This is a genomic window from Bradyrhizobium sp. CCGUVB4N (assembly GCF_024199945.1).
GTDB lineage: Bacteria > Pseudomonadota > Alphaproteobacteria > Rhizobiales > Xanthobacteraceae > Bradyrhizobium.
The window spans coordinates 2,492,771-2,517,124 of record NZ_JANADP010000001.1 but is presented as its reverse complement, the minus strand read 5'-3'; the positions used below and the strand labels follow the sequence as shown (position 1 = coordinate 2,517,124).

General features: G+C 64.2%; 26 protein-coding genes. 9 read left to right on the top strand and 17 right to left on the bottom strand.

Annotation, left to right across the window (positions count from 1 at the left end; all coding sequences use genetic code 11):
• Positions 1-144 precede the first annotated feature (144 nt).
• Complete coding sequence (locus NLM31_RS11320; RefSeq protein WP_254192248.1) at positions 145-1,251, bottom strand: efflux RND transporter periplasmic adaptor subunit; 1,107 nt, start codon at positions 1,249-1,251, stop codon at positions 145-147.
• A 297-nt stretch (positions 1,252-1,548) separates the two neighbouring features.
• Positions 1,549-2,877 (bottom strand): MFS transporter, encoded by a 1,329-nt coding sequence (locus NLM31_RS11315; protein WP_254129245.1) that lies wholly within the window; start codon positions 2,875-2,877, stop codon positions 1,549-1,551.
• A 77-nt stretch (positions 2,878-2,954) separates the two neighbouring features.
• Here NLM31_RS11315 and NLM31_RS11310 point away from each other — a divergent pair, with 77 nt between their 5' ends.
• Positions 2,955-3,383 (top strand): DUF2809 domain-containing protein, encoded by a 429-nt coding sequence (locus NLM31_RS11310; RefSeq protein WP_254129244.1) that lies wholly within the window; start codon positions 2,955-2,957, stop codon positions 3,381-3,383.
• 84 nt (positions 3,384-3,467) lie between these two features.
• Here the strand turns inward: NLM31_RS11310 and NLM31_RS11305 are convergent, their stop codons facing one another.
• From NLM31_RS11305 to NLM31_RS11290, 4 genes are all read right to left on the bottom strand, one after another.
• Positions 3,468-4,628 carry a winged helix-turn-helix domain-containing protein gene (locus NLM31_RS11305; RefSeq protein WP_254192247.1) on the bottom strand — a complete coding sequence of 387 codons (1,161 nt, stop codon included), beginning with the start codon at positions 4,626-4,628 and terminating at the stop codon, positions 3,468-3,470.
• A 134-nt stretch (positions 4,629-4,762) separates the two neighbouring features.
• Positions 4,763-5,008 (bottom strand): hypothetical protein, encoded by a 246-nt coding sequence (locus NLM31_RS11300; RefSeq protein WP_254129242.1) that lies wholly within the window; start codon positions 5,006-5,008, stop codon positions 4,763-4,765.
• Between the two features lie 101 nt (positions 5,009-5,109).
• Positions 5,110-5,346 carry a hypothetical protein gene (locus tag NLM31_RS11295; RefSeq protein ID WP_254129241.1) on the bottom strand — a complete coding sequence of 79 codons (237 nt, stop codon included), beginning with the start codon at positions 5,344-5,346 and terminating at the stop codon, positions 5,110-5,112.
• Between the two features lie 250 nt (positions 5,347-5,596).
• Positions 5,597-7,012, bottom strand: coding sequence for a caspase family protein (locus NLM31_RS11290; RefSeq protein WP_254192246.1), 1,416 nt, complete (start codon positions 7,010-7,012; stop codon positions 5,597-5,599).
• A 522-nt stretch (positions 7,013-7,534) separates the two neighbouring features.
• Here NLM31_RS11290 and NLM31_RS11285 point away from each other — a divergent pair.
• Positions 7,535-8,176 (top strand): OmpA family protein, encoded by a 642-nt coding sequence (locus NLM31_RS11285; protein WP_254129239.1) that lies wholly within the window; start codon positions 7,535-7,537, stop codon positions 8,174-8,176.
• 64 nt (positions 8,177-8,240) lie between these two features.
• On the opposite strand, the gene NLM31_RS11280 is transcribed toward NLM31_RS11285, so the two are convergent.
• On the bottom strand, positions 8,241-9,488 hold the full coding sequence (locus NLM31_RS11280) for a phospholipid carrier-dependent glycosyltransferase (protein ID WP_254129238.1): 1,248 nt from the start codon (positions 9,486-9,488) through the stop codon (positions 8,241-8,243).
• 218 nt (positions 9,489-9,706) lie between these two features.
• Here NLM31_RS11280 and NLM31_RS11275 point away from each other — a divergent pair, with 218 nt between their 5' ends.
• Both NLM31_RS11275 and NLM31_RS11270 read left to right on the top strand, forming a co-directional pair.
• The gene (locus NLM31_RS11275) at positions 9,707-10,408 is read left to right on the top strand and encodes a FecR domain-containing protein (RefSeq protein WP_254129237.1); all 702 of its coding nucleotides are present in this window, start codon (positions 9,707-9,709) and stop codon (positions 10,406-10,408) included.
• Entirely contained in the window at positions 10,396-11,535 is a 1,140-nt protein-coding gene (locus NLM31_RS11270; protein WP_254129236.1) for a hypothetical protein, read from the top strand. The genes NLM31_RS11275 and NLM31_RS11270 overlap by 13 nt, the downstream gene beginning before the upstream one ends.
• A 126-nt stretch (positions 11,536-11,661) precedes the next feature.
• Here NLM31_RS11270 and NLM31_RS11265 read toward each other — a convergent pair whose 3' ends face one another.
• The 3 genes from NLM31_RS11265 to NLM31_RS11255 all read right to left on the bottom strand — a co-directional run bounded on the left by NLM31_RS11265 (position 11,662) and on the right by NLM31_RS11255 (position 13,249).
• Positions 11,662-12,150 (bottom strand): VOC family protein, encoded by a 489-nt coding sequence (locus NLM31_RS11265; protein WP_254129235.1) that lies wholly within the window; start codon positions 12,148-12,150, stop codon positions 11,662-11,664.
• Positions 12,151-12,176: 26 nt separating this feature from the next.
• Positions 12,177-12,605, bottom strand: coding sequence for a VOC family protein (locus tag NLM31_RS11260; RefSeq protein ID WP_254129234.1), 429 nt, complete (start codon positions 12,603-12,605; stop codon positions 12,177-12,179).
• A 128-nt stretch (positions 12,606-12,733) separates the two neighbouring features.
• Positions 12,734-13,249, bottom strand: coding sequence for a cupin domain-containing protein (locus NLM31_RS11255; RefSeq protein WP_254129233.1), 516 nt, complete (start codon positions 13,247-13,249; stop codon positions 12,734-12,736).
• A gap of 127 nt (positions 13,250-13,376) precedes the next feature.
• On the opposite strand from NLM31_RS11255, the gene NLM31_RS11250 reads away from it, so the two are divergent.
• On the top strand, positions 13,377-13,595 hold the full coding sequence (locus NLM31_RS11250) for a CsbD family protein (protein WP_254129232.1): 219 nt from the start codon (positions 13,377-13,379) through the stop codon (positions 13,593-13,595).
• A 105-nt stretch (positions 13,596-13,700) separates the two neighbouring features.
• Here NLM31_RS11250 and NLM31_RS11245 read toward each other — a convergent pair whose 3' ends face one another.
• Together NLM31_RS11245 and ggt are read right to left on the bottom strand one after the other, a co-directional pair.
• Positions 13,701-14,165: an FKBP-type peptidyl-prolyl cis-trans isomerase gene (locus tag NLM31_RS11245; protein ID WP_254129231.1), complete on the bottom strand. Its 465-nt coding sequence runs from the start codon at positions 14,163-14,165 to the stop codon at positions 13,701-13,703.
• Between the two features lie 73 nt (positions 14,166-14,238).
• Entirely contained in the window at positions 14,239-15,825 is a 1,587-nt protein-coding gene (ggt, locus tag NLM31_RS11240; protein WP_254129230.1) for a gamma-glutamyltransferase, read from the bottom strand.
• A gap of 195 nt (positions 15,826-16,020) precedes the next feature.
• On the opposite strand from ggt, the gene NLM31_RS11235 reads away from it, so the two are divergent.
• Both NLM31_RS11235 and NLM31_RS11230 read left to right on the top strand, forming a co-directional pair.
• Entirely contained in the window at positions 16,021-16,788 is a 768-nt protein-coding gene (locus NLM31_RS11235) for a rhodanese-related sulfurtransferase (RefSeq protein ID WP_254135295.1), read from the top strand.
• Positions 16,778-16,996, top strand: coding sequence for a SlyX family protein (locus tag NLM31_RS11230; protein WP_254129229.1), 219 nt, complete (start codon positions 16,778-16,780; stop codon positions 16,994-16,996). The genes NLM31_RS11235 and NLM31_RS11230 overlap by 11 nt, the downstream gene beginning before the upstream one ends.
• A 6-nt stretch (positions 16,997-17,002) precedes the next feature.
• Here the strand turns inward: NLM31_RS11230 and NLM31_RS11225 are convergent, their stop codons facing one another.
• Together NLM31_RS11225 and NLM31_RS11220 are read right to left on the bottom strand one after the other, a co-directional pair.
• Positions 17,003-18,904: a diguanylate cyclase gene (locus tag NLM31_RS11225; RefSeq protein WP_254129228.1), complete on the bottom strand. Its 1,902-nt coding sequence runs from the start codon at positions 18,902-18,904 to the stop codon at positions 17,003-17,005.
• 166 nt (positions 18,905-19,070) lie between these two features.
• Positions 19,071-19,286 (bottom strand): hypothetical protein, encoded by a 216-nt coding sequence (locus NLM31_RS11220; RefSeq protein ID WP_254129227.1) that lies wholly within the window; start codon positions 19,284-19,286, stop codon positions 19,071-19,073.
• Between the two features lie 112 nt (positions 19,287-19,398).
• Between NLM31_RS11220 and hemE the strand changes: the two genes are divergently transcribed.
• Positions 19,399-20,433, top strand: coding sequence for a uroporphyrinogen decarboxylase (gene hemE, locus NLM31_RS11215; protein WP_254192245.1), 1,035 nt, complete (start codon positions 19,399-19,401; stop codon positions 20,431-20,433).
• 180 nt (positions 20,434-20,613) lie between these two features.
• Here the strand turns inward: hemE and hemC are convergent, their stop codons facing one another.
• The 3 genes from hemC to NLM31_RS11200 are packed head-to-tail and all read right to left on the bottom strand — an operon-like array spanning position 20,614 to position 23,888.
• Positions 20,614-21,594 carry a hydroxymethylbilane synthase gene (gene hemC, locus NLM31_RS11210; protein WP_254192244.1) on the bottom strand — a complete coding sequence of 327 codons (981 nt, stop codon included), beginning with the start codon at positions 21,592-21,594 and terminating at the stop codon, positions 20,614-20,616.
• 24 nt (positions 21,595-21,618) lie between these two features.
• Positions 21,619-23,244 (bottom strand): GMC family oxidoreductase, encoded by a 1,626-nt coding sequence (locus NLM31_RS11205; protein WP_254192243.1) that lies wholly within the window; start codon positions 23,242-23,244, stop codon positions 21,619-21,621.
• Between the two features lie 53 nt (positions 23,245-23,297).
• A complete protein-coding gene (locus NLM31_RS11200) occupies positions 23,298-23,888 on the bottom strand; it encodes a TetR/AcrR family transcriptional regulator (protein WP_254129223.1) in 591 nt (196 codons plus the stop codon).
• Between the two features lie 100 nt (positions 23,889-23,988).
• Between NLM31_RS11200 and NLM31_RS11195 the strand changes: the two genes are divergently transcribed.
• Entirely contained in the window at positions 23,989-24,354 is a 366-nt protein-coding gene (locus tag NLM31_RS11195; RefSeq protein ID WP_254192242.1) for a nuclear transport factor 2 family protein, read from the top strand.

The window sequence follows — 24,354 nt, the reverse complement described above, 5'->3', positions numbered from 1 at the left end:
GACAGCCACTCTGTTCAAGGCGTCGTCGCGAGGCAGCGAAGCAATCCAGGGGGCTGGGCAGGTTCTGGATCGCTTCGCCGCTTCAGCCGTTGCGTAGGGGCAAAGGCCGAAACTCACCTCACACGACGTAACTGGTCGTAACGCTCAGAAAGACAGTGACGACACCACCCGCACCTTCTGGCCGGGATCGAGCTTCTGCACGCCGAGCGTGACGATCTTGGCACCCTCGTCGACACCGCTGGTGATGACGACGTCGTTGCTGTCGTAGGACTTCACCGCCACCGGCTTCAGCATGACCGCGCCATTGTCGTCGACGACATAGAAGGACGGCTTGCCGCCCTCGTTGAACAGCGCCGACAGCGGCAGACGCGCGACGCGCTCGGTGGCGGCGTCCGACAGCGTCAGCGTCGCGGTCATGCCGAGCGAAACCTTGTCGTCGGCTTCGGGCAGCGAGAACTTTGCGAGATAGGTGCGCGTGGCGGAATCCGCGGTGGGCGCGATCTCGCGCAGCTTCGCCGTGTACTTCTTGTCCGGCTCCGACCAAAGAGTGACGCTGGCGGCGCCCGACTTGGCACGTCCGACCAGCGTCTCAGGGATCGCGACGACCGCTTCCTTTTCGGCAAAGCGGGCGACACGGATCGAGGTCTGGCCTGCGGCAACCACCTGGCCGGGCTCGATCAGCGTTGCGGTGACGACGCCACGGGCGTCGGCGTTGAGCGTCGCGTAGGAAAGGGAATTCTTGGTCAGCTCGACCGAGCGGACGGCGCGGTCGAGGCGCGCACGGGCTTCGTCGGCAGCCGCGCGGCTCGAATCCAGTGCCGCATCCGTGGTCCAGCCCTTGGCCTTCAAATCCTTGGCGCGCTGCTCGGCGGCGGCGGCCTGGGCCAGCACGCCAGTGGCCGCGGTCTGCTCCGCGACGGCCTGCTCGGCCTGGAGCTTCAGGTCGATCTCGTCGAGGGTGGCGAGCGGCTGGCCGATCTCGACGGTCTGGCCGACCTCGACCAGACGCTTGTCGACCTTGCCGGCGACGCGAAAGCCGAGGTCGCTCTCGATCCGGGGGCGGATGGTCCCAACGAAGCTGCGCTCGGGGGTCTCGGCATCATAATGAGCGGTTGCGACCAGAACCGGCCGCGGCGGCTCGGCTTTTTGCGCCACGGTATCGTTGCACCCAGCCAGCGCGGCGGCCATCAGGGCCAGCGACACACCCGCCAAGAACCTGGAATAGCTGGACAAAACGGACCGAACGAACATCGGAGGACACTCCTGCGTCTGTAATGAGAGGAATGTCGACTAATCACTGATAAAAGTCAATAATCGTCAGTTATCAGAAAAGCGTGATCGTTAAGGGGTGGTAAGGATTGCGAGGGCACGGTTGAGGAGGTGCTATAGTAGGCTTCGCGGAGGCTTGTAGCCCGAATCCCTCGCCTCAGGCGCGATGCCGTAGGGTGGGCAAAGCGAAGCGTGCCCACGCATTTTTCGTGATCGAGAGAGCTCGTGGGCACGGCGCAAATGCGCCTTTGCCCACCCTACGGGACCGTTCGCTCGGCGCTACCGCCCCTGCTCGGCGAACTCGTGTTTGGTCTCGTGGCCGCCGACAAAGACCAAAATGCCGGCGAGCAGCGGCAGGACCGCGAGCACCAGCAGACCCGTCGAAGTCTGTCCGGTCGCTTCCTTGACCCAGCCGATCAGATACGGGCCGCCGAAGCCGGCCAGATTGCCGATCGAGTTGATCAGCGCGATGGCGCCGGCGGCCGCCGTGCCCGACAGCCAGGAGGTCGGCAAGGTCCAGAACACGCCGAACACGCAGAACACGCCGATCGCGGCGAAGGTCAGCGCCACCATCGTCATGGTGGGATCGGTGAGGTAGCTGGAGATGGCGAGCGCGACCGCGATCAGGATCATGGGCGCGCCGACATGCATCACGCGTTCGCGCGTGGCATCCGAATGCCGCGCCCACAGGATCATGGCGACCGTGCCGAACACATAGGGGATCGCGGTGACGAAGCCGGTCTGGGCGTTGGTGAGGCCGAACGCCTTGACGATCTGCGGCAGCCAGAACTGCATGCCGTAAAGCGCGCCGACGAAGCCGAAATAGATCAGGCTCAGCATGATCACCTTGGGTGAGGACAGCGCCTCGCCAAGCGTCAGATGCTTCACGGCCTGCTTGGCCGCGATCTCGGCATCAAGCCTCGCCTTGAGCCAGGCCTTCTGCTCGGCCGAGAGCCAGTCCGCCTTCTCCGGCCTGTCGGTGAGGTAGAACCAGGTGACGATGCCGAGCAGCACCGAGGGGATGCCCTCGAGAATGAACAGCCACTGCCAGCCCTTCAGTCCCATGACCCCGTCGAGCCCGAGCAGCAGGCCCGAGATCGGCGCGCCGATCACGGTCGAGACCGGCACGGCGATCGCGAAGGCCGCAAGGAAGCGGCCGCGATACTCGGCCGGGTACCAATAGGTCAGATAGAGGATGATACCCGGGAAGAAGCCGGCTTCGGCCACGCCGAGCAGGAAGCGCAGGACATAGAAGCTGGTCACGCCGCTCACCAGCGCCATCAGGGCCGAGATGATGCCCCAGGTCACCATGATGCGGGCGATCCAGCGGCTGGCGCCGAACTTCTCCAGCGCCAGATTGCTCGGCACCTCGAAGATGAAATAACCGATGAAGAAGATGCCGGCGCCCCAGGAAAAGATCAGCGGCGTGAACTTCAGCTCGGCGTTCATGGTCAGCGCGGCGAAGCCGAGATTGACGCGGTCGAGATAGGAGAAGAAGTAGGCCAGCACCAGGAACGGGATCAGGCGCCAGGAGATGGCGCGAATGGTCGAGGTTTCGATGGCGCTTTTCGCACCGGCGGAACCGGTATAGGTCGTGGTCTGGCTCATGGCTTCCCCCCAGGGTTGTTGCTTTTATGGGCTAATTGGCGGTTTTCAGCATCACGGGCAAAGAGTCAATGGAAGCCATGCACGGAGCGCAGCCGGTCAACACCCTTGCGCTGCGACGACGGATGCTGGTCCGAGCCGGGCTGGCGCTCGCCGTGATCGCCTGCGGGCTGTCCCTACGCTGGTACGGCTTTCCGATCGGCCTTCCGGCCTTCGTGGTCAAGTACGGCGGCTCGCTGCTGTGGGCGACGATGGTGTTCTTACTGGTCGGGGTTGTGCTGCCGCTGATGTCGCGGAGCCAGATCGCGGCCGTCGCCATGGTGATCGCGATCGTGGTCGAGCTTTCGCGGCCGGTGCATACGCCCTGGCTCGATGCGTTCCGGCTCACCACCGCCGGCGCGTTGCTGTTGGGCCGGATCTTCTCGCTGTGGAATCTGGTGGCGTATGCGGCCGGGATTCTGTTGGGCGTTTGGATCGACCAGCTCGCGGTGATCCGTAGGGCGGATTAGCGCAGCGTAATCCGCCGATCCTCTCTCCGCGATGACAGGGATGGCGGATTACGCCTTCGGCTAATCCGCCCTACGAAGTGGGATCTAATCCGCCAGCTGAAACCGCTCGAACCGATCGAGCTCCTCCTCGATCTTCTGCTTCAGCTCCTTGCGCCCCGCCGTCTTCTTGCCCTGCCCGAGCCAAGTCCATTTCTGCATCAACAGCTTCTTGGCCTGCCGGTCGGTCTTGAGATCGAGCGCGGCGACGATCTCGTCGCCGACCAGCACGGGCAGCGCGAAGTAACCAAGCTTGCGCTTCGCCTTCGGCACATAGGCCTCGAACAGGTGGTTGTAGCCGAAGATGAGATTGGTGCGCTTGCGCTGGATGATCAGCGGATCGAACGGCGACAGGATGTGGACGAGATCGGGTGACACCTCATGCGGCTCCAGCGCCGCAGGCGTGGCCCAGTGCTCCTGCTTGCCGGCGCCCTCGATCGCGACAGGCAAGACCTCGCCGCGGCGGACGCGCGAGGCGATGAGGGCCGCGACCGCCTTCTTGCTCGGCGCATCGAGATGGCAGATCGAATCGAGGCTGACCACGCCTTGCGAGCGCAGCGCGCGGTCCAGCAGATAGGCCGTGATCTCCTTGGCCGAGGCCGGCTTCGGCAGCTTGTCCCAGCCGAAATGCCGCGTCATCAGATCATAGGTCTTGAGCATGCCCTGGCGCGCGCTGACGGTCGCGACGCCGGTGTAGAAGGCAAGCTGAAGTGCCCGCTTCGAAGGCTTGCGGCTCTGCCACAGATGCTCCTTCTCGGTCAGCACGTCGTCCTCGATGTCGCGGATCGTCAGCGGACCGGCGCGAAGCAGCCGCATCACCTTGCGCGTGTCGGCCGGCGTCACCGAGGCATACCATCTGTGGCCCTCGCGCTTGTGCTCGCGCATCGCCGGCAGGAAGAACCGGAAATCGTTCGACGGCACGTAGGACAGCGCATGGGTCCAGTATTCGAACACGCTTTTGTCGATGCTTTGGGCATGGCGCAAATCGGCCCGGCCATAGGACGGGATGCGGCTGAACAGGATGTGGTGATGGCAGCGCTCGATCACGTTGATGGTGTCGATCTGTACATAGCCGAGATGGGCGATCGCCTCCGCCACGGCCTGGGCGCCCTCGCCGAACGGCGCGCGCGTGTCGAGCCGCTGGGCGCGCAGCCAGATCTGCCGGGCCTGCGTCGTCGGGAGCGGAAGGGGTTTTGGTGCGCGGGACATTGCGGCAGGCAATGTAGCGGGATTCGCGCCAGGAAAAAGAACAAGAAAAAGAACAGGAGAAGGATCGAGGCAAAGAAAAGCCGCGCTGCCATCTGCTGACAGCGCGGCCGGATCAAACCGGATTGGCGCGAAGCTTACTTCATCGCCATCGCCTTCTCGGCGCTCACGTAGTGCTTGCAGGCGCTGCGCATGTTGCCTTTGCTCATGTCGGAATTGGCCGAAGCCATCGACTTCCGCGCCGCGATCTTGCCGGGCGTGTCTTCACCGCCCAGGCCGACAACAAGCTTGGCCATATTCGCGCTGGTGCAGGCCATCTTGGCAGCCGATGCGGGAGACAGAGCAAGTGCAGCGAACGCCGCCGCGAGCAACAGGGTCTTCATCAAGTTTCCTCCTCCGGAAAACGAAACCAGCGTGATGCCGGCCTACGCGACAGCTATCTTTCCGGGATAGCGTCTCGCGGAGGAAGAGAGTTTCGCTCGATCTAACGTGCGGCTTTTGGGCGCTCCCCTACGCTCCCGGTGGCGATATCGGGCTCGCATGCGGCCTTGCCCCGGCCCTCCGCCTGGCAGCGATAGACGCTGCCGGTGAGGCGATCGACCAGCCACATGTTCTCGTCGGTCGGAGCTTCGAGGCCGACATAGCGGGAGGTCAGCCCTGTGATCAGCGTCGAGAGCAGGATCGCCACCGCAATCATCGCCGCGCCGATATAAATGGGCATGGAGCCCAGGAAGACTGTCCGATCCGGCGGGCCGCCACGATAGAACTGATAATCACTCGACCTGGCCACTGGACGGAACTCGGCTCCCCTTGCTGGTGATTGTCTGATGGTGAATCCTGCTAGGCGTGCATCTGGCCGAATTCTTGTTCGCAGACAGGCCATCACACGACGGCTTTGCGACAATCGGTGAGCAAGGGTTTCCGCAACGAAAAGGCGGCCCGAACCGGGCCGCCTTTTGCTTGCCTATCGCTCAGCGGCGGCCGAACAACCCGCCCATCATACCGCCGAACAGACCGCCGGGGCCGCCCATCGGACCGCCACCGCCACCACCGCCGCTATAATGGCGCCGGCCGCCGCCACCGGAGGACCGGCGACGCCAAGGCTCATCGTCCGCCTGCTCCTCGGAGGAGGCCGCGCGGGTCGAGATGATTTCAGACAGCAGCGCCTTGTGCTGGAGCTTGTTCAGATAACCGGTCGCGGGATAGCCGCGTGCCGCCTGCCACCGCTTCATCACGGAACGGGTCTCGTCGTCGAATTTGCCCGTCGTCTTGACGTCGAAGCCGAGCCCGGTGAGGCGGCGCTGCACGTCGCGACGTTGGCTCTTGTCCAAACCGATCTGGTCTTCGGACACCTGATTGGCTTCGTCGGTGAACGTCGCGGGATCGATCCCGGCCGAGAGGTTGCGGGTGGTGTTGGACGGTCCATCCTGCAACGCCGCGATGCGGGCGAGCGCGATCGATTTGAACGTGCCGTTCGGATAGTTGGTGAGATAGGCGTTGAGCTCTTCCACCTTGTTGGTGTCCTTGATCGAGCGCCAGAACTCGAGCTCGATGTCGGACCCTTGCCTGGTCGCGGACGACATCGGCGATGTGTCGGTCGTGGCCACAGCGGGCGTGTTGACCGGATTGAGATAGACGTTGCCGGTGAGGTTGGTATGCCCCCAGGGCAATTGTCCCTTGTTGGTCTCGTCACTGACCTGGGCGCGGACCTTGGTCATCGCCTGCTGGATCTCGATCCCGGGCTGGGCAATGTTGGCGACCAGTGCGCGGGTGAACGGGCTGTTGGTACCGGCCTCGCCGTCGAGCGCGGTCTGGCCGGGGCCGGTGGCAAAGGCAATCAGCGTGCCTTCGCCCGACTTCATCTCGGCAAGGCCGGTCTGCACGTTGACGGAGCGCGTGGCCTTGGCCGACCGGATCTTTGCCGCAAACGGGTTGTCACGACAGGCGTCCAGGAACACGAGCTTCACCTTCGCATCCGACATGGTCTGGTCGAGCGTGAGATCGACATTGATCGCCGCGCCGAGCTTGACATCCATCTCCGACTTCAGGTCCGCGTCGATCGGCAACAGGTAGTTGACGCCATTCACGGCAATGCCGTGGCCGGCATAGAAGAACACGGCGACATCCGCACCCTCGCTCTTCTTGCCAAACTCCAGGAGCTTTGCGGTCATGGCGTCGCGGGTGAGGTTGGCGCCCTCGACGACATCAAAACCGACGTTGCGGAGCACCCTGGCGATAGCCTTGGAATCGATTGCGGGATTAGGGAGCTGCGGGACATTCTTGTAGGCGGCGTTGCCGACCACAAAAGCGACGCGCTTGTCCGCAAGAGCCGCGTTGCCGCTGACAATGAATGCTACGATTGAAATTGCTGCGATCAAGAAGCGCATGATCATTCTCCCCTGATCTAAACTTCTTCGCTGCTCTCGGATCAGCTTGAGCCGATCCGATGAGAGCAACCTGATCCAGTTCACGACGGAATACTGTGATCTGGATCACCCGGGGATTTCTGCTGCTCGAACCGAGCTGAGAGACGCTGCGACGATTGCTTTTCGGGCTGCTGACGCAGCGGACAACAACGGCTGGTGACGAGCAATAGCGGGAGATTGTACCCACATCGGCCGTGAGTCCAGCGGTTCGCGGGGCACGATCTCGAAAAGACCCTGCAGGAGGACCCGCTGCGTTCGACGATCGAATGAGACAGCGCTGCTTCCTGACGCGAGCCTCGTGCAGCACCGGCGATAAGCCGCTACCGCTGGCTGGCTGCCATGGATGCCGACCGGCGCCGGCGCCAGGATGCGCTTCGAATTGTGGCTGGTTCTGAATGTGACCCGCATCACATCCGGGCCTTTGAACCTTCCCTATGCTCGCAGCATCAAATCGCCATCGGGCGTCACAGCGAGGATACGACAATGACCCATTTCAATAAATTTTTTGGACTGAAGGCGATCACACTCACGGCCGCGCTGTCGCTGACGGCGGGCCTCGCTTTCGCCGGCGACACCAACGTCTCCACCAACCAGATCCTGGATGCGTTGAAGCCGAAGCCGATTACCCGCGGCCTGTCCGCAGGTCCGCAGGCCGATCCGACGGCGCAAGCCAAGGAAGCGACCTTCCTCAACACCGTGCGCAACCGGCAGACCCGTTCGCTTTCGATGGGCGAGCGCGAGCAGATTGCCGAGCTCGCGTCGACCAAGCCGAACATCGATCTGGAGATCCAGTTCGACTACAACTCGGCCGACATCGCCAAGACCTCGGTACCGTCGGTGCAGGCGCTCGGCAAGGCGCTGTCCGATCCGTCGCTGAAGGGCTCGACCTTCGTGGTCGCCGGCCACACCGATGCGATCGGCACCGAAGAGTACAATCAGGGCCTCTCGGAGCGTCGCGCCGACACGATCAAGAAGTACCTGGTGCAGAACTATGGCCTCAGCGGCAATGATCTCGTCACGGTCGGCTACGGCAAGACCAAGCTGAAGGACACCGCCAACGGCGCCGACCCGATCAACCGTCGCGTCCAGGTCGTGAACATGGACACCAAGACCGCGTCGAAGTGATCCGGGACCTGATCGCCGAAATCGATAAACCGCCTGCCGCGAAAACGGCAGGCGGTTTCTGGTGTCAGATCCAGCTCTGGAACAGCATCAGCCGGTTGAACGTCTGCATCGACGTGCCGATGAAGGCGGCCGAGACCGGCAGCATCACCACAAAGCCGATCGCGGCGAGGCCGACATAGGCCCACAACAGCCAGCGTGGCAGGCCCTCTCTTCGCATCACATAGACCAGCGCGAGCGAGGCCGCGGTTGCGGCCGGCAGATAATAATAGATGAAGCCCAGCGTGCGCGGCAGCAGCGCCCAGGCGAGCCAGGGGCCGAAATAGAACGCCGCGATCAGGAAAGCATCCCAGCGACGCGCGACGATGAAGTCGCGCAACACCACTGCGAGCGCGAGCAGCGCCGGCCACAGCACCAGCGGATTGCCGAGGAAAACCACCGCCGCGACGTTGTCGTCCGACGTCTTGTCGAACAGGAACCACACGGGACGCGCGAGCAGCGGCCAGGATGGCCACGAGCTCATGTAAGTATGCCCGGCGATCGCGGTGGTGGTGTTGTCGGCAAAGATGCGGCGCTGTGCTTCGACCAGATCCGGCAGCGACACACCATAGAGCGGCACGAAGGCGGCGAGATAGGTCACGGCCGGCAGCAGCGCGAAGCAGAGCGCGGCATGATGAAGCCTGAATTCCGGCCACAGATCGGGCCGGTACCAATCGCTTGGCTTGGCATCGGCAAACCGCGTGTGCCAACCCTGCATCAGGCGGATCAATGCAACGATCCCGATGCAAACACCGAGCGGAAACAGGCCGCTCCATTTGCAGGCGGCGGCCAGACCGAACAACGCACCCGCGAGCGCGAACAGCGCCTGCGGCCGCTCTCGTCGAAAGCCGTGCATGAAGGCGGCAATGGCGAGCAGACCGAAGCCGAGCGCGAAGATGTCGAGCATCGCGATGCGCGCCTGCACATAGAGCATCTGGTTGAACGCCGCGATCAGCGCGGCTGCGATCGCGGGCCCTTGCGATCCGAACAGCGCCAGACCGCAGAGATAGATCGCGACGATTGCGAGCGCACCGAACAGCGTCGCCGGATAGCGCCAGCCCAGCGCATTGTCGCCGAATGCCGCGATCGAACCCGCGATCAGCTCTTTCGCCAGCGGCGGATGCATCGGATTGAGCATCGGATCCGACGTGCCGAAGCCCAGCATCTGCCGCGCCGCCGGCACGTAGTGCACCTCGTCGAAGACGAATTTTTCCGGCGTCACCAGCCCGACCAGCAGCGCGAGATGCGCAGCTAGGAAGATCGCGACAGCGATCACTGCGCTTCGCGACAGTTGCGGAACCGCATGTGCCTCAAGCGACTGAAGTGGGGCTAGTTTGCGTGGCAAATCTGCGTCACCGCGAATAAAAAACAACTCAGCCGATCCATTGAACGCATTCTGCCGCAACTGTCACTAAGCTAACGCTCGTCTCGCGCCGCCACGGATCAGTCTACCACAACGCAGGCGCGCGATCAGGGACTTCGATCGGGTACCATATGAATTTTCGTTTTCTGCTTTTCCCTGCGCTGCTGTCGGCCACGCTCTGCGCTGCGACCTGCGCGCAGGCCCAAACGCGTGTCGGCGAAGCCGTCCTGGTTCAAAACGAGGTGGTGCGCGTCGCCGCGACCACGTCACCGATCAGCGTTGGCGACAGCATGCTGCGCGACGAGACCGTACGCACCGGCACCGACAGCGCAGCGCGCTTCGTCATGGCCGACAGCACCAATCTGTCGCTTGGACCGAGCGCCACGCTGAAGCTCGATCGCACCGTCTTCAACGACGAGCACAGCTATCGCGACGTCGCGATTCGCATGGCCACCGGCGCCTTCCGCTTCGTGACCGGGCATTCGGAGAAGACCGCCTACAAGATCACGACGCCGCTCGCGACCATCGGTGTCCGCGGCACCACGCTCGACATCCTGTCGCAGCGCGGCCGCTCGGTCGTCGTGCTTCAGGAGGGGGCGGCCAGCGTCTGCACGCTGAACTTCCAGTGCATCCAGCTCACCCAGCCGGGCGACACCGCGGTCATCACCTCGACAGGCGGCAAGGTCTCCATCACCAAGACCAACACGCCGCCCTGGACTTTCGCCGCCAACTGCGCCGCGAATGCGGGGCTGTGCGCCGTCAACCAGTATGCCGATGCCTCGCCGACCATTACGCCCGCCGTCCATGACGACGGCATGCTATGCGGGCGCTGACGATGACGCAGCTCGGCTTCAAGAGGCTTGTCCTGGCCGGCGCGTTGGCTGCGTGCGCGACGCTTGCGCTGTTCGGGCTCAACACCCGTTCGGCCGCAGCCGCGAGCACCTGCGAGTCTGAATGCGGCGAGCCCAACCCCTATCCGTCACCAACCTCCTATCCGTCGCCGAGTCCGTCCCCGTCGCCGAACCCGGTCCCGTCGCCAAGCCCGTCGCCCAGCCCCACGCCGACGGGCTCCGATTCCAGCGGCAACTCGGTTGGCGGTCTCGCCAACCAGCGCTTCAACCAGATGATCACCAACCGCGTGCTCGGTACGGTGCTGCTTGGCGTCAACGAGCAGGTCAATTGCAGCGACTGCATCAGCGCGTTCGGCTCGGCCGGCTCGTTCTCGGCCGGCGTCCACGGCCGCAAGGAGCTGACGCCCAATCTGTCGCTGCTCGCCGGCCTCGCCTACACGCAATACAGCGAGGGCGGCTACAACATCACCAGCGCACCGATCGGCGCCTTCGCGCTGCGTTATGACTTCACCGATTGGGGCTCGTCGCGTCCGTTCTTTGACGTCGGCACGATCCTGACGCCGTGGGAGAAGGCGCACTACACCCGCAGCTACAACACCAGCCTCGGCCCGGTGAGCGTGACCAGCTCGACCAACGCCGCGAACTACGCGGTCTACGGTCGCGCCGGCTGGATGAGCCGGTTGTCACCGCAGGATGAGGTCGCAGCCTCCGTCGAGGTCTGGCAACTCTGGCAGCGCGTATCGGGCTATGCGGACAACACGATCGCGTTCAATCCGTTCGACGCCACCATTGCCACCGGCACCGACCGCACCAGCCTGGTCAAGATCGGCGGCCAGTGGACCCATCTCTTCGCCGGCAATATCGAGACCAACATCAATGGCGGCTGGGTGCAGTCGTTCGCCAGCCGTAGCGGCATCGTCGCCACCGTGACCGGCGACGGCATGGTGGTGCCGACGATGGGCAACCAGGGCTGGTTCGAATATGGCGGCCGCCTCGGCTTCCGCGTGCAGAAGGGCTGGGTCGTGGACCTCTTCGCCAACGGCACGCTGGGCCCGCAGCCGGTCGGCAACACCATCCATGGCGGCGTCGGGCTGCGGATCAATTACTGAGACGACTGAAGACGGTCTCGTAGGGTGGGCAAAGCGCAAGCGTGCCCACCACTCTTCTCAACCAAGAACAGATCGTGGGCACGGCGCTCTCGCGCCTTTGCCCACCCTACGGCACCCGTGTTGACGTCACGCCGCCGACTTGCCTTCGAACGCGCGGCGCAGGACCTCCACATCCAGCTTCACCATCTTCATCATGGCCTGCATCGCGCGGGCGGCGGCGGCCTTGTCGGGGCTCGTCAGGAAGTCGAACATCACTTTCGGCACCACCTGCCAGGCAACGCCCCAGCGATCCCTGAGCCAGCCACACTGCTCTTCCTTGCCGCCATGGGCGAGGAATGCATTCCAGACGCTGTCGACCTGCGCCTGGTCGTCGCAATGGATCATCAGCGAGATCGCGTGCGTGTACTCCATCTTCATGCCGCCGTTGAGCGCGACCAGAGGCTGTCCGGCCACCGTGAACTCGACGACGAGCACGGAGCCCGTCTTGCCGGACGGGCCGTCCGAAACGTTCTGCTGGACGTGCGTGATCTCGGAGTTCGGCACCAGTGAGACGTAGAACTTCGCGGCCTCCTCGGCATCGCCGTTGAACCACATGCAGGGCACGAGCTTGGACATTGCGAATGCTCCTCGTCAGCTTTCGATCAGGCGTTCGCCATGGCGGGCTTCGGAGGAACCGCTGCCATGTCCAGCCAGTTCACACCCCACATATGGCCATCCGGATCCTCGAAGCTGCGGCCGTACATGAAGTCGTACTCGTCCTTCGGGCTCGGATCGGCCACCCCGCCCGCGGCCGCGGCCTTGTCGACGATCTCGTCGACTTCGTTCCGGCTGTCGGCGGACAGGCAGAACAACGCCTGGTTCGAGGTCTTGGCATCCGCGATCGGCTTCGGCGTGAAATGACGGAATTTGTCGTGGGTCGTCAGCATCACGTAGATGGCCTCGGAAAAGACCATGCAGCTCGCCGTATTGTCACTGAATTGCTGGTTCCTGGTCGCGCCGACCGCCTCGTAAAACGCGGTCGCACGCTTGAGGTCGGTCACCGGTAGATTGAGGAAAATCATCCTGGGCATCGGAAGCTCCTTGGGCGGGGTTCTGCCCAAGGACGGATGGCTGAGCGGCCATCCGACACGGCTTCCGAAATATTTTTCCGATCGCGAGCTGCGGGGTTCTGTCGCACCGAACCCCGCGCGCTTCGGCCTTACTTCTTCTCGTTCGGATCCCGATGGACCGGATCGATCCACAGCACCGTCTCGGGCTTTTCGACCGGCTCGATGTCGAGATTGATCGCGACCGCCTCGCCGTCGCTGCGCACCAGCACGCATTCCAGCACCTCGTCGGCGCTGGCATTGATCTCCTGGTGCGGCACGTAGGGCGGCACGAAAATGAAATCGCCGGGGCCGGCCTCGGCAGTGAACTGCAGGCTCTCGCCCCAGCGCATCCGCGCCTTGCCCTTCACCACATAGATGACGCTTTCGAGATGACCGTGGTGATGCGCGCCGGTCTTCGCATCCGGCTTGATGCTGACCGTGCCCGCCCACAATTTCTGTGCGCCGACGCGGGCGAAATTGATCGCGGCCGCGCGATCCATGCCTGCCGTCGACGGAACGTTGGTATCGAGCTGGTTGCCGGGAATGACGCGCACCCCGTCATGTTTCCAGCGATCATCGTCATGATCGTGGTCATGGTGGGAATGCGAATGGTCATGGCCGGTCATGGGTCTTGCTTTCTGTTGGTTCCGTGCGTGCGAAAGTAACCAAAGGCCGCCTATCAAGCCATACCAAAATCGGAACCCTCATAGCCGCCCAGCGTTGTTATTCCGAGCAATCTGGAAGGAGAGTTTCATGGGTAGCACGAGCGACAAGATCAAGGGCACCGCCAACGAAGCCATCGGCAAGGCCAAGCAGGGCATCGGTGAAGCCACCGGTTCCGAACGTCTTCAGGGCGAAGGCGTGGTCCAGGAGGTCAAGGGCAAGGGCCAGAAGGCCATGGGCGACGCCAAGGATGCCGCGAAGGAAGCAATCGACCGCGCCGCTGCGGCGGCACGTCGCGCGGCCGAGTAACGCGCGCAACATAGAAATGAAAAGACCGGCCGAGAGGCCGGTCTTTTTGTTTGTGCCGATCTCGATCCGTCATGGCCGGGACATGCCCGGGCATGACGAGAAGGGTCACTTCACCGCGAGCAGTTCGACGTCGAACATCAGCGTCGCGTTCGGCGGGATCACGCCACCCGCGCCGCGCGCCCCGTAGCCGAGCTGCGGCGGGATGATCAGCGTGCGCTTGCCGCCGACCTTCATCGTGGCAACGCCCTCGTCCCAGCCGGCGATGACGCGGCCCTTGCCGATCGGGAATTCGAACGGCTCGTTGCGATCGACGGACGAGTCGAACTTCTTGCCCTTCTGGCCATTCTCGTAGAGCCAGCCGGTATAGTGCATCACGCAAATCTGGCCGGGCTTCGGCGAAGCGCCGGTGCCGACGACGCTGTCGATGGTCTGCAAGCCTGAAGCTGTGGTCATGGGTTTTCCTGCGGTCTGGGCCGATGCCGTGGTGGAGAGGAATGTCGATACGCTCGCGACCAAAGTGATCGCGAGGGCCGACATGATGGCGAGGAGTGCGCGCTGAAAACGCTGCATAGAACACCTTCCGTTTGAGGCGGAAGGTGTCTAGCGCAATGCGGTGGTCGTTTCCAGTCCTCGATACCTTCGATCAATAGCCCAGTGCGCAGCCGTCCTTGCGCGGATCGGAACCGCCGGTGAGCGTGCCCTTGTCCCAGTCGATCCAGATCGCCTGGGCGCCGCCGAGCGGGCCGACCACGCTGGTGGTCTTGTGGCCGAGCTTCTTCAGGCCCTCGACGACATCGGCCGGCACGCTGTCCTCCAGCTGATACTGGCCCTCGTAGTGCAGGCCGCGCGGCATGTCGATCGCCTCCTGCACGTCACAGCCATAGTCGAGAATATTGGTCAGCAGGTGAGTCTGGCCGGTCGGCTGGTACTGACCACCCATCACGGCGAACGACATCGTGGACCGGCCGCCCTTGGTGAGCAGACCCGGCATGATCGTGTGCAGCGGACGCTTGCCGCCTTCGATACAGTTGGGATGACCCGGCTGGATGCGGAAGCCGCCGGCGCGGTTCTGGAACAGGACGCCGGTCTTGTTCGAGACGATCGCCGAGCCGAAGGAATGCGCAACCGAGTTGATGAACGAGCAGACGTTGCGGTCCTTGTCCACCACCGTGATGTAGATGGTCGACGGATTCATCGGCGGCGCGACATTCGGCAGGTCGAGCATGCCGTCCATTCGGATCTTGCTGATGTATTCGTCGGCAAAGCCCTTCTCGAGCATCTCGGCGACGTTGATCTTCATGTGCTCGGGAGAGGCGACGTACATCTCGCGGTTCATGTAGGCGATGCGCGCGGCTTCCGCTTCGAGATGGAAACGCTCGACGCTCACGGGGGCGTATTTGGTCAGGTCGAAGCGCGACAGGATGTTGAGCATCAACAGCGCGGTGACGCCCGGGCCGTTCGGCGGGCACTGCCAGACGTCGTGGCCCTTGTACACGGTGCCGATCGGCGTCGTCGTCTCGGTGGTGTGCGCGGCGAAATCGTCGAGCGTGTGCAGACCGCCGATGCCGCGAAGGGTCTCGACCATGTCCTCCGCGATCGCGCCCTTGTAGAAGGCGTCGCGGCCGTCCTTGGCGATGGCACGCAGCGTCTTGCCGAGTTCGGCCTGGCGGATGACGTCGCCGGCGACCGGCGGCTTGCCGCCCGGCAACAGGTAGCGCACGGTGTTGGTGCCGCCCTTCAGCTTCTCGAACTGGTTCTTCCAGTCGAACGCGATGCGGGGGGCGACGACATAGCCTTCTTCCGCCGCCTTGATCGCAGGCTGCAGCAAACGGTCGAAGCCGAACTTGCCGTGGTCGCGCAGCACGGTCGCGAAAGCGTCGATCACGCCGGGGATCGAGACCGCATGGGCCGAGGTCAGCGGCACGGAATTGATCTTGCGCTCGAGATACCAGTCGGCGTTGGCCGCCTTCGGCGCCCGGCCGGAGCCGTTATAGGCGATGATCTTGCCCTCGCCGCGTGGTTGGATCAGCGCAAAGCAATCGCCGCCGATGCCGGTCGATTGCGGCTCGATCACGCCGAGTATCGCCGAACCCGCCACCGCCGCGTCCACCGCCGTGCCGCCCTCGCGGAGCACCTCGATCGCGGCAAGGGATGCCTGCGGATGCGAAGTCGCGACCATCGCGTTGGTGGCGTGGACCGTGGACCTGCCGGGGAAATGGAAGTTTCTCATCGAAGTTTGCTCTCTCAGGGCCGTCTAGGCGAAGTCTTGGGGCGCGCGCGGCGCCATCTCGAAAAACCGGGTCTTCATGACACATTCCGGGGCGCCCGGGCAATGCTGGCATACCAGGGAAATGGCTGCCATTCGCTGGGAATAGAGCTGTCGGTTGCGGGTTTTCTGGGCGCCGGCCGCCTGCTAAACGGGCGCATGATTTACAAGGTCTGCGCCTTCTACCAATTCGCCGCCCTGCCCGACTACCGCGAACTGCGCGAGCCGCTGCGCGCGTTCTGCGCCGGCCTTTCGGTGAAGGGCAGCGTGCTGCTGGCCCAGGAGGGCATCAACGGCACGATTGCGGGCGCGCCTGAGGCCATCGACGCCTTCGCTCACGAGCTCGCGCATGGGGCGATGTTCGGCGGCCGGCTGAACAATCTCGAGCTGAAGTGCTCGACCGCGGAAACCATGCCGTTCGGCCGACTCAAGGTGCGGCTGAAGAAGGAGATCGTCACGCTCGGCGATGCAGCCGCCGATCCGACCCGGCAGGTCGGCACCTATGTCGATGCCGCCGAATGGAACGCGCTGATCGCCTCACCCGACACGCTGGTGCTCGACACCCGCAACGCCTTCGAGGTGGCGATGGGCACGTTCGAGGGTGCGGTCGACCCGGACATCAAGAGCTTTGGCCAGTTCAAGGATTTTGCCGCTGCGAAGCTCGATCCCGCGAAACATCGCAAGATCGCGATGTTCTGCACCGGCGGCATCCGTTGCGAGAAGGCGAGCGCGCATCTGCTGGCCCGCGGCTTTGCCGAGGTCTATCACCTCAAGGGCGGCATCCTGAAATATCTGGAAGAGGTGCCGGAGGTGCAGAGCCGCTGGCGCGGCGAATGTTTTGTGTTCGACGAGCGCGTCGCCCTTGGCCATGGCCTGCGCGAGCGAGGCCTGCGCGAACAGGAATTGGGGCACGCACGTGACGAATGACATCAAGACGCTCGCCGAACGCATCGACACGTTGGAGACGCGTCTTGCCTATCAGGACGACACCATCGAGACCCTGAACGAGACCATCACCGCGCAGTGGAAGCAGATCGATGTGCTGACGCGGCAGCTGGCGCAGCTCAACGAGCGACTGCAGGAGGCCGAGGCGAATGCGCCGGGCCCCACCAATGAGCGCCCTCCGCATTATTGAGTGACATTACTGACCAGAAGCCTTCAGCAGGCTCATGACCTCGCCCGACATCATCAGACGATCGCGGCCGCCGGCCTTGGCGGCGTAGAGCGCGCGGTCGGCGGATTCCACCAGCGATCCCGCACCCGCGGTGCGCTCGAATGAGGGGCGGCAGGCCGCGCCGCCGATCGAGACGGTGACGCATGGCGCCACCGCACTGGAGACATGAACGAGGCCTGCGTCGTGGACGGCGCCGCGGATCCGCTCGCCGATCCGGGCGCAGCCGGCGGCATCGGTGTTCGGCAGCAGCATGGCGAATTCCTCGCCGCCGTAACGCGCCGCGAGATCGCCGACCCGCTGCATCTCGGCTGCGATGATCTTGGCGACCACGCGCAAGCAGGCGTCACCGGCGGGATGGCCGTATTCGTCGTTGTAGGACTTGAAGTGATCGACGTCGATCATCAGGAGGCCGAGGCTGGAGCGGTCACGATAGGCGCGCGCCCATTCTTCCTTCAGCCGCTCGTCGAAGCGGCGGCGATTGGCAAGCCCGGTGAGGCTATCCTCGATCGCGAGGGTCTCGAGCCGCGTCTCCAGTTTCTTCTGCTCGGAGATGTCGCGCGAGATCGCGACCACGCCGTCGACATTGCCGTTGTCCTTGCGCGTGACGCGCATGGTCGATTCCAGCCAGACTTCGGACTTCTGCCGGTGCACGTTGCGATAGGTGAGGCGCGCTTCGTCCGTGTCGCCGCGCTTCATGGCATCGACAATGGCCTGCACGTGCGGCCGGTCCTCCGGATGGATGCCGGCGAGCGCGTCGGTGCCGATCAGCTGATTGGGGCGCCAGCCGACGACCTGATTGGACGACGGCGAAACGTAGCGCAGCCGCTCGTCGAGCCCGATGCGGGTGACCATGTCGCTGGAGCCTTCCGCGAGCAGGCGGAAATGCGCCTCCTTCTCGATCAGGGCCGCGGCCATGCGCTGGCCGCGCTGCAGCTGCCGCACCAGCACCGCGCCGATCACCGCGATCAGCATCACCAGCGCGACCACGTACAGCATGCGGGAGATCGCAGCAGCCCGCCATGGCGCAAGCAGCTCGTCCTTGTCGACGGTTGCGAGCAGCACCAGCGGGTAACGGCCGGAACGCTTGAAGAAGCTGACGCGCTCGGCGCCGTCGAGCGGCGACTTGAAATGATAGGCGCCAAACGGCCGTTGCAGGCTGGCGTCGCGGAACAGCGCGGTGTCGGCGACGCTGCGGCCGACGAACTTTTCGTTGTTCGGGTTGCGCGCGATGATCATGCCGTCGCCGTACATCAGCGTCACGGAGCTGTTGCGGCCGATCTCGAACTGCTCGTAGAAATGCGACAGATATCGGGAGCCGATGGCCGCGAGCACCACGCCGCCGAAGCTGCCGTCCGGCTTGTTGAAGCGGCGCGACAGGGTCACGACCCATTCGCCGTCGACAAGGCTCTTCACGGGACGGCCGACATAGGGCTCGCGCTTGGGCGAGAGCTGATGATGGCGGAAGAACGTGTCGTCGCTGAGCGTCGAGGCGATCGTGCCGGGCGAGGTCAGCCAATTGCCCTGGTCGTCGATGATGGCGAGGCTGTGGACGCGCTCCATCGCTTTCTTGCGCGCCTCGAGCAGGGTACGCAGCTTGTTGATCGTCGCGGGATCGGCGCCATCCATCTCCAGCCGGCTGACGACGCCGACGACGCCGGAATCCAGCAGATCGAGGCTGTCCTCGGCATGCTGCGTCAACGAGCGGGCGACGTTCGCCATCTCGGTCTCGGCGCCCTTGAGCACCGCGTCCCGCGCGGCCCATTCACGCCAGCCGCTGACGCCGAGGATCGCCACACAGGTGAGCACGACGAACGCCGCCGCGCGCAGCGGCAGGCGGCTCCATCCGGCTCTCTGGGAGGCGAGGTTCATGCGGCAGAATTCTCCAATAGTCGGAAACTCTGCCGCTTCTCTTATTGAACCCTGAAGCACCCGCGCGGATTCGCATTCATCTACGGGGTTTTCCGTACTCCTACGGACCGGGGCTTCCGCAGATCACTAACAAGGTCTTATCAAGCCTATCGGAAACCGGCGGCCGCTAGCTGAAGATCGACTTAACCTTGTCCCAGAGCGAGGGATTGTCGGCATCCGCATCGGCCTTCGACGGCGTCGGCTGCGTGGCGCTCACGGGATCGGAGGCGGGGAAGGTATCTTCCAGCCCGGTGTCAAGCTTGGCGTGGCGATCGGCCGCGAGCGCCTCGTGCAGATTGTCGGCGTGCTTGTCGTGCGGCGCGGGGTTGAATGTCTGAGCCATGGAATTCCTCCTCCATTGGCGGGGTCAACGCGGCGCAATTGCGCTGGTTCCCCTGTTCCGCTCGGGCCGCGCACGGTGTATCAGGAACCTCAAAACTGCATCAGGACCATTCGTGCCCCAGTCTGCGACAAAGCCCTTCATCGACGTGCTCTCCGGCCAGCGGCAAGCCGTCCCGCCCCTCTGGATGATGCGGCAGGCCGGCCGCTATCTGCCGGAGTATCGCGAGGTGCGCGCCAAGGCCGGCGGCTTCCTCGATCTCTGCTTCGATCCGGAGCTTGCCGCCGAAGTGACGCTGCAACCGATCCGGCGGTTCGGCTTCGATGCGGCGATCATCTTCTCCGACATTCTGGTGATCCCCTACGCGCTCGGCCGCTCCGTGCGCTTCGAGGTCGGCGAAGGTCCGCGGCTCGAGCCGCTGGACGATCCCGCGAAGGTGGCGACGCTCGCCGCGCAGGCCGACTTCAGCAAGCTCCAGCCGGTGTTCGAGGCGCTGAAGATCGTGCGCGGCGCGCTCGATCCGAAGATTGCGCTGATCGGCTTCTGCGGCGCGCCGTGGACGGTTGCGACCTACATGGTCGCGGGCCATGGCACGCCGGACCAGGCGCCGGCGCGGATGATGGCCTACCGGCATCCGGAGGCATTTGCGAAAATCATCGACGTGCTGGTCGACAACTCGATCCAATATCTGCTCGCGCAACTCGACGCCGGCGCCAACGCGCTGCAGATCTTCGACACCTGGGCGGGCGTGCTGCCGCCGGCCGAGTTCGCGCGCTGGTCAACCGAGCCGACGCGGCGCATCGTCGAAGGCGTGCGTGCCAAAGTGCCGGATGCGAAGATCATCGGCTTTCCGCGCGGCGCCGGCGCGCAGCTGCCTGGTTACGTCGAGGCGACCGGTGTCAACGCCGTCAGCATGGACTGGACCGCCGAGCCCGCCTTCATCCGCGAACGCGTTCAGAGCAAGGTCGCCGTGCAGGGCAATCTCGATCCGCTGGTGCTGATCACGGGTGGCGCGGCGCTCGACCGCGCGGTCGACAATGTGCTCGCGAATTTTTCGCAAGGCCGCTTCATCTTCAACCTCGGCCACGGCATCCAGCCGGAGACGCCGATCGCCCATGTCGAGCAGATGATCAAGCGCGTACGGGGGTAAAAAAATTCCGCCCGTCAGGGGGCGGAAATCAAAACCGCGAAAACAACCCCATGCACAGTAGAAATCGTTGAAGGATTTCGCTTCGCGCGGGTTGAGCACCTCGCGCACCGACATTTGACACGTCGGGCAAAACAGGCGCACGATGACACCATCTCGACGATCGTGATTTCGCAACGACGCCTAGCGCGGCCGGCTGCGCTCGATGATTTCGGCGGCGCCCTTCCCGAGCAGATCAAGTCCCACCGCACGGCCAAGCTCACGCGGGCGATTGGCGGGGCCGGTGCGCGCGGCTTCGATGATGGTGTTGCCGGAGAGATCGAGCACGGATGCGGTGAGCGACATCTGACCGCCGGCGATGGTCGAAAAACCCGCGACCGGCGAATTACAGTGGCCGTTCAGCACCCACAGCACCTCACGCTCGGCATCGGCGCAGGCATGCGCGTCGGCGTCGTCGATCGATGACAGGATTTGTCGCGTGTGCCAGTCCTGCGCGGCGCATTCGACGGCGACGATGCCCTGACCCGCGGCCGGCAGCATCTCCGCCGCGGTGAACTCATAGGCAATGCGGCTGGAAAGATCAACGCGGTCGAGACCGGAGCGCGCCATGATCAGCGCATCGGCCGGCCCCACGGCGCCGCCATCCGGCAGCTTCTGCTTCTCGCCATTGTCGAGCTTTCGCACCCGCGTGTCGGCGGCTCCGCGGAAGTGAATGACTTCAATGTCCGGAAACAACCGTCGCGCATAAGCGGCGCGGCGGACGGCATTGGTGCCAATTTTAAAACCCTTGCCGCGCGACTGGCGCAGCGCCGCCAGCGTCACGCCATCCCGCAGCACCAGCGCATCGCTTGCGGGATCGCGCGACAGCGTGGCGCCGATGACGAGGCCCGGCGTGTCCTCGTTGCCGGGCATGTCCTTCAGCGAATGCATCGCCGCCTGCAATTCGCCCGCCAGCACCGCCGCGCGGATCTGCGCGACGAAGGCGCCGCCCTTGCCGCCATGGGGCAGCAGCTTGCTGGTCTGGTCGAGATCGCCCGTGGTGTCGAACTTGACGATCTCGACGTCGAGGCCGGGCACGGCAGCAATCAGGCGGCGCGCAATCTCGTCCGTCTGGGCCAGCGCCATCGCGCTCTTGCGGGTGCCGATCTTGAATCGCGGTGCCAAGTCCAAATCCTCTCCAACGCGAATTTATCGCGCATCCTGCAATATCATATCGGACGCCTTCTCCGCGATCATGATGATCGGCGCGTTGGTGTTCCCCGACACGAGGTCCGGCATGATCGAACCGTCGACGACACGAAGGCCCTCGAGCCCCCTCACCTTCAGCCGCTGGTCCACCACCGCGAGCGCGTCGTTGCCCATACGACAGGTCGAGGTCGGATGGTAGATGGTGCTGCCGCGCTCGCGGCAATAATCCAGGATTTCGGCATCCGTGGATACCTTCGCCCCGGGATCGTACTCGCTGACCACGAACGGTTTCATCGCCGGCGCGTTCAGGATCCTGCGCAGGATCTTGATGCCCTCGACATTGGTGGTGCGGTCGGTCTCGGTCGACATGTAATTGATGCGGATCTCCGGCGGCACCGTCGGATCCGCGCTCTTGATACGCAAGGAGCCGCGGCTCTCGGGCCGGAGCTGACACACAGATGCCGTGAAGCCGGAAAAATCATGCAGCCTCTCGCCCATCTTGTCGGTCGAGAACGGCAGGAAGTGCACCTGGATGTCGGGCGAGGCGAGACGCCGATTGGTCTTGAAGAACGCGCCCGCGGTGCCGGCCGCGATCGTCAGCCAGCCCTTCCGGAACAGCGCGTAGCGCGCGCCCGCCAGCGTGCGGCGAAGCGGATTGTTGACGGTGTCGTTCAGCGTGATTTTCTGCGAGCAGCGCATCACGATGCGGACCTGCATGTGGTCCTGCAGATCGTGGCCGACGCCCTGCGCATCCAGCACCACATCGATGCCGTGCTTGCGCAGGAGATCGGCAGGCCCGACGCCGGAGAGCTGCAGGAGCTGCGGCGAGTTGTAGGCGCCACTCGACAGCACAACCTCCTTGCGCGCCCGCGCGCGGCGTACATTCGCGCCTTGCCTATATTCGACGCCGACCGCACGACGGCCCTCGAAAAGCACGCGCTGGCCGAGCGCTTCGGTCTCGACCCTGAGATTGCTGCGGCTCTTCGCCGGGCCGAGATAAGCCACCGCCGTCGAGGCGCGACGGCCGTTGCGCGTCGTGGTCTGGAACAGGCCGACGCCTTCCTGCTTGGCGCCGTTGAAATCGGGATTGTAGGGAAGCCCGGTCTCGACCGCGGCGTCGATGAAACCTTTCGACAGCGGATCGGTCACGACCATGTTGGAAACCGGCAGCGGCCCACCCGTGCCGTGATATTGATCGGCACCGCGCGTCTGGTTCTCCGCCTTCTTGAAATAGGGCAGCACGTCGTCATAGCCCCAGCCGGCATTGCCGTGCTGGCGCCAGCGATCGTAGTCTTCGTGCTGGCCGCGAACGTAGAGCAGGCCGTTGATCGAACTCGAGCCGCCGAGCGTTTTTCCACGCGGCTGGAACACCTGCCGGCCCTTCAGCTCGGGCTCCGGCTCGGTCTGGTACATCCAGTTGACGGTCTTTTCCTTGAACAGCTTGCCGTAGCCGAGCGGCACGTGGATCCAGATGTTGGAATCCTTGGGGCCGGCCTCGAGCAACAGCACGCTGTGCTTGCCATTCGCAGACAAGCGATTGGCGAGCACGCAGCCGGCGGAGCCGGCGCCGACGATGATGTAGTCGAACTCAGGATCGGATGGCGCGAGGGCGGAATTTGCGTTCATGCGCTACGCTTCTTCTTGTTGGTGTGGGCGTTTCCGGTTCGTCACTAGCACGATCATGCCCGCAGACGCAGCGCCTCGACCAGCGACTTGAACGCACGGGCATATTCCGCACCTGCCCTTGCGATATCGGCGCGTCCGGCGCAGGCGACCGCGGCCTCGGTCACCGCGCCGAGCAGCAGCCGCGCCAACGGCTCGACCGGCTGCTTTGCGATCAGGCCCATCTCCATCGCCACCGACAGCGCGCGCGGCATCTTGCCGCCAAAATGCTTTGCGTCGATCTCGCGCCAGCGCTCCCAGCCGAGCACGGCGGGACCGTCGCGCAGGATGATCTGGCCGGTCGGGCCTTTGGCGGTCGCGGCAAAATAATGCTGGGTGCCGGCGACCATCGCGGCCAACACGTCCTTCTCGGCGCGTGCGGCACTGTCGATCTCAACGACGAGATCGCGCGAGACGAGGTCGAACACGGCCTCAAATACCGCCTCCTTGGTCTTGAAGTGATGATAGACCGCGCCCTTGGCGATGCCGGCCGCTTCGGCGATCGCGTCCATGGTGGTGGCGGCAAAGCCCTGCGTCCCGAACAACCGGCGCGCCGCCGTCAGGATCGCCTCCGAAGTCGCTGCCCGCCGCTCCGCCTGTTTTGCCATGAGTCCCATCTAATCCAATTCGTCTCACGCGGCCAGTTGACTTTTCGACCGCCGGTCGGTATTTACCGACTAACAGTCGGTTTTAATCGTGAGGACCATCATGCCGAGCCGTGACATCGTCGAAGAATTTGCGAAGCGCCTCGAGAAGGGAGACTTTATCGGCGCGATCGAGGACTACTGCACACCCGATGCCGTGACCTATGAGAACAACACCGCACCGACGGTTGGCCGCGACGCTCTCGTTACCAAGGAGCGCGGCGTGCTGGCGATGTCCAAAGAGGTGAAGGCCGTCCGCGTCGGGCCGAGCCTGATCGAGGGCGATAACGTCGCCACGCGCTGGATCTTCAGCTTCACCAACACTGAAGGCGTCACGCGCAATTTTGAGGAGATCGCCTGGCAGACCTGGCGTGGCGAGCAGATCGTCGAGGAGCGGTTCTTCTACGATCCGAAGCAGCTCGGGCGGTAA

Coding starts and splice junctions, on each gene's coding strand:
- NLM31_RS11320 (WP_254192248.1), bottom strand. CDS start 1,251: ATGTTCGTTCGGTCCGTTTTGTCCAGCTATTCCAGGTTCTTGGCGGGT.
- NLM31_RS11315 (WP_254129245.1), bottom strand. CDS start 2,877: ATGAGCCAGACCACGACCTATACCGGTTCCGCCGGTGCGAAAAGCGCC.
- NLM31_RS11310 (WP_254129244.1), top strand. CDS start 2,955: ATGCACGGAGCGCAGCCGGTCAACACCCTTGCGCTGCGACGACGGATG.
- NLM31_RS11305 (WP_254192247.1), bottom strand. CDS start 4,628: ATGTCCCGCGCACCAAAACCCCTTCCGCTCCCGACGACGCAGGCCCGG.
- NLM31_RS11300 (WP_254129242.1), bottom strand. CDS start 5,008: ATGAAGACCCTGTTGCTCGCGGCGGCGTTCGCTGCACTTGCTCTGTCT.
- NLM31_RS11295 (WP_254129241.1), bottom strand. CDS start 5,346: ATGCCCATTTATATCGGCGCGGCGATGATTGCGGTGGCGATCCTGCTC.
- NLM31_RS11290 (WP_254192246.1), bottom strand. CDS start 7,012: ATGCGCTTCTTGATCGCAGCAATTTCAATCGTAGCATTCATTGTCAGC.
- NLM31_RS11285 (WP_254129239.1), top strand. CDS start 7,535: ATGACCCATTTCAATAAATTTTTTGGACTGAAGGCGATCACACTCACG.
- NLM31_RS11275 (WP_254129237.1), top strand. CDS start 9,707: ATGAATTTTCGTTTTCTGCTTTTCCCTGCGCTGCTGTCGGCCACGCTC.
- NLM31_RS11270 (WP_254129236.1), top strand. CDS start 10,396: ATGCGGGCGCTGACGATGACGCAGCTCGGCTTCAAGAGGCTTGTCCTG.
- NLM31_RS11265 (WP_254129235.1), bottom strand. CDS start 12,150: ATGTCCAAGCTCGTGCCCTGCATGTGGTTCAACGGCGATGCCGAGGAG.
- NLM31_RS11260 (WP_254129234.1), bottom strand. CDS start 12,605: ATGCCCAGGATGATTTTCCTCAATCTACCGGTGACCGACCTCAAGCGT.
- NLM31_RS11255 (WP_254129233.1), bottom strand. CDS start 13,249: ATGACCGGCCATGACCATTCGCATTCCCACCATGACCACGATCATGAC.
- NLM31_RS11250 (WP_254129232.1), top strand. CDS start 13,377: ATGGGTAGCACGAGCGACAAGATCAAGGGCACCGCCAACGAAGCCATC.
- NLM31_RS11245 (WP_254129231.1), bottom strand. CDS start 14,165: ATGCAGCGTTTTCAGCGCGCACTCCTCGCCATCATGTCGGCCCTCGCG.
- ggt (WP_254129230.1), bottom strand. CDS start 15,825: ATGAGAAACTTCCATTTCCCCGGCAGGTCCACGGTCCACGCCACCAAC.
- NLM31_RS11235 (WP_254135295.1), top strand. CDS start 16,021: ATGATTTACAAGGTCTGCGCCTTCTACCAATTCGCCGCCCTGCCCGAC.
- NLM31_RS11225 (WP_254129228.1), bottom strand. CDS start 18,904: ATGAACCTCGCCTCCCAGAGAGCCGGATGGAGCCGCCTGCCGCTGCGC.
- NLM31_RS11220 (WP_254129227.1), bottom strand. CDS start 19,286: ATGGCTCAGACATTCAACCCCGCGCCGCACGACAAGCACGCCGACAAT.
- NLM31_RS11205 (WP_254192243.1), bottom strand. CDS start 23,244: ATGAACGCAAATTCCGCCCTCGCGCCATCCGATCCTGAGTTCGACTAC.
- NLM31_RS11200 (WP_254129223.1), bottom strand. CDS start 23,888: ATGGCAAAACAGGCGGAGCGGCGGGCAGCGACTTCGGAGGCGATCCTG.
- NLM31_RS11195 (WP_254192242.1), top strand. CDS start 23,989: ATGCCGAGCCGTGACATCGTCGAAGAATTTGCGAAGCGCCTCGAGAAG.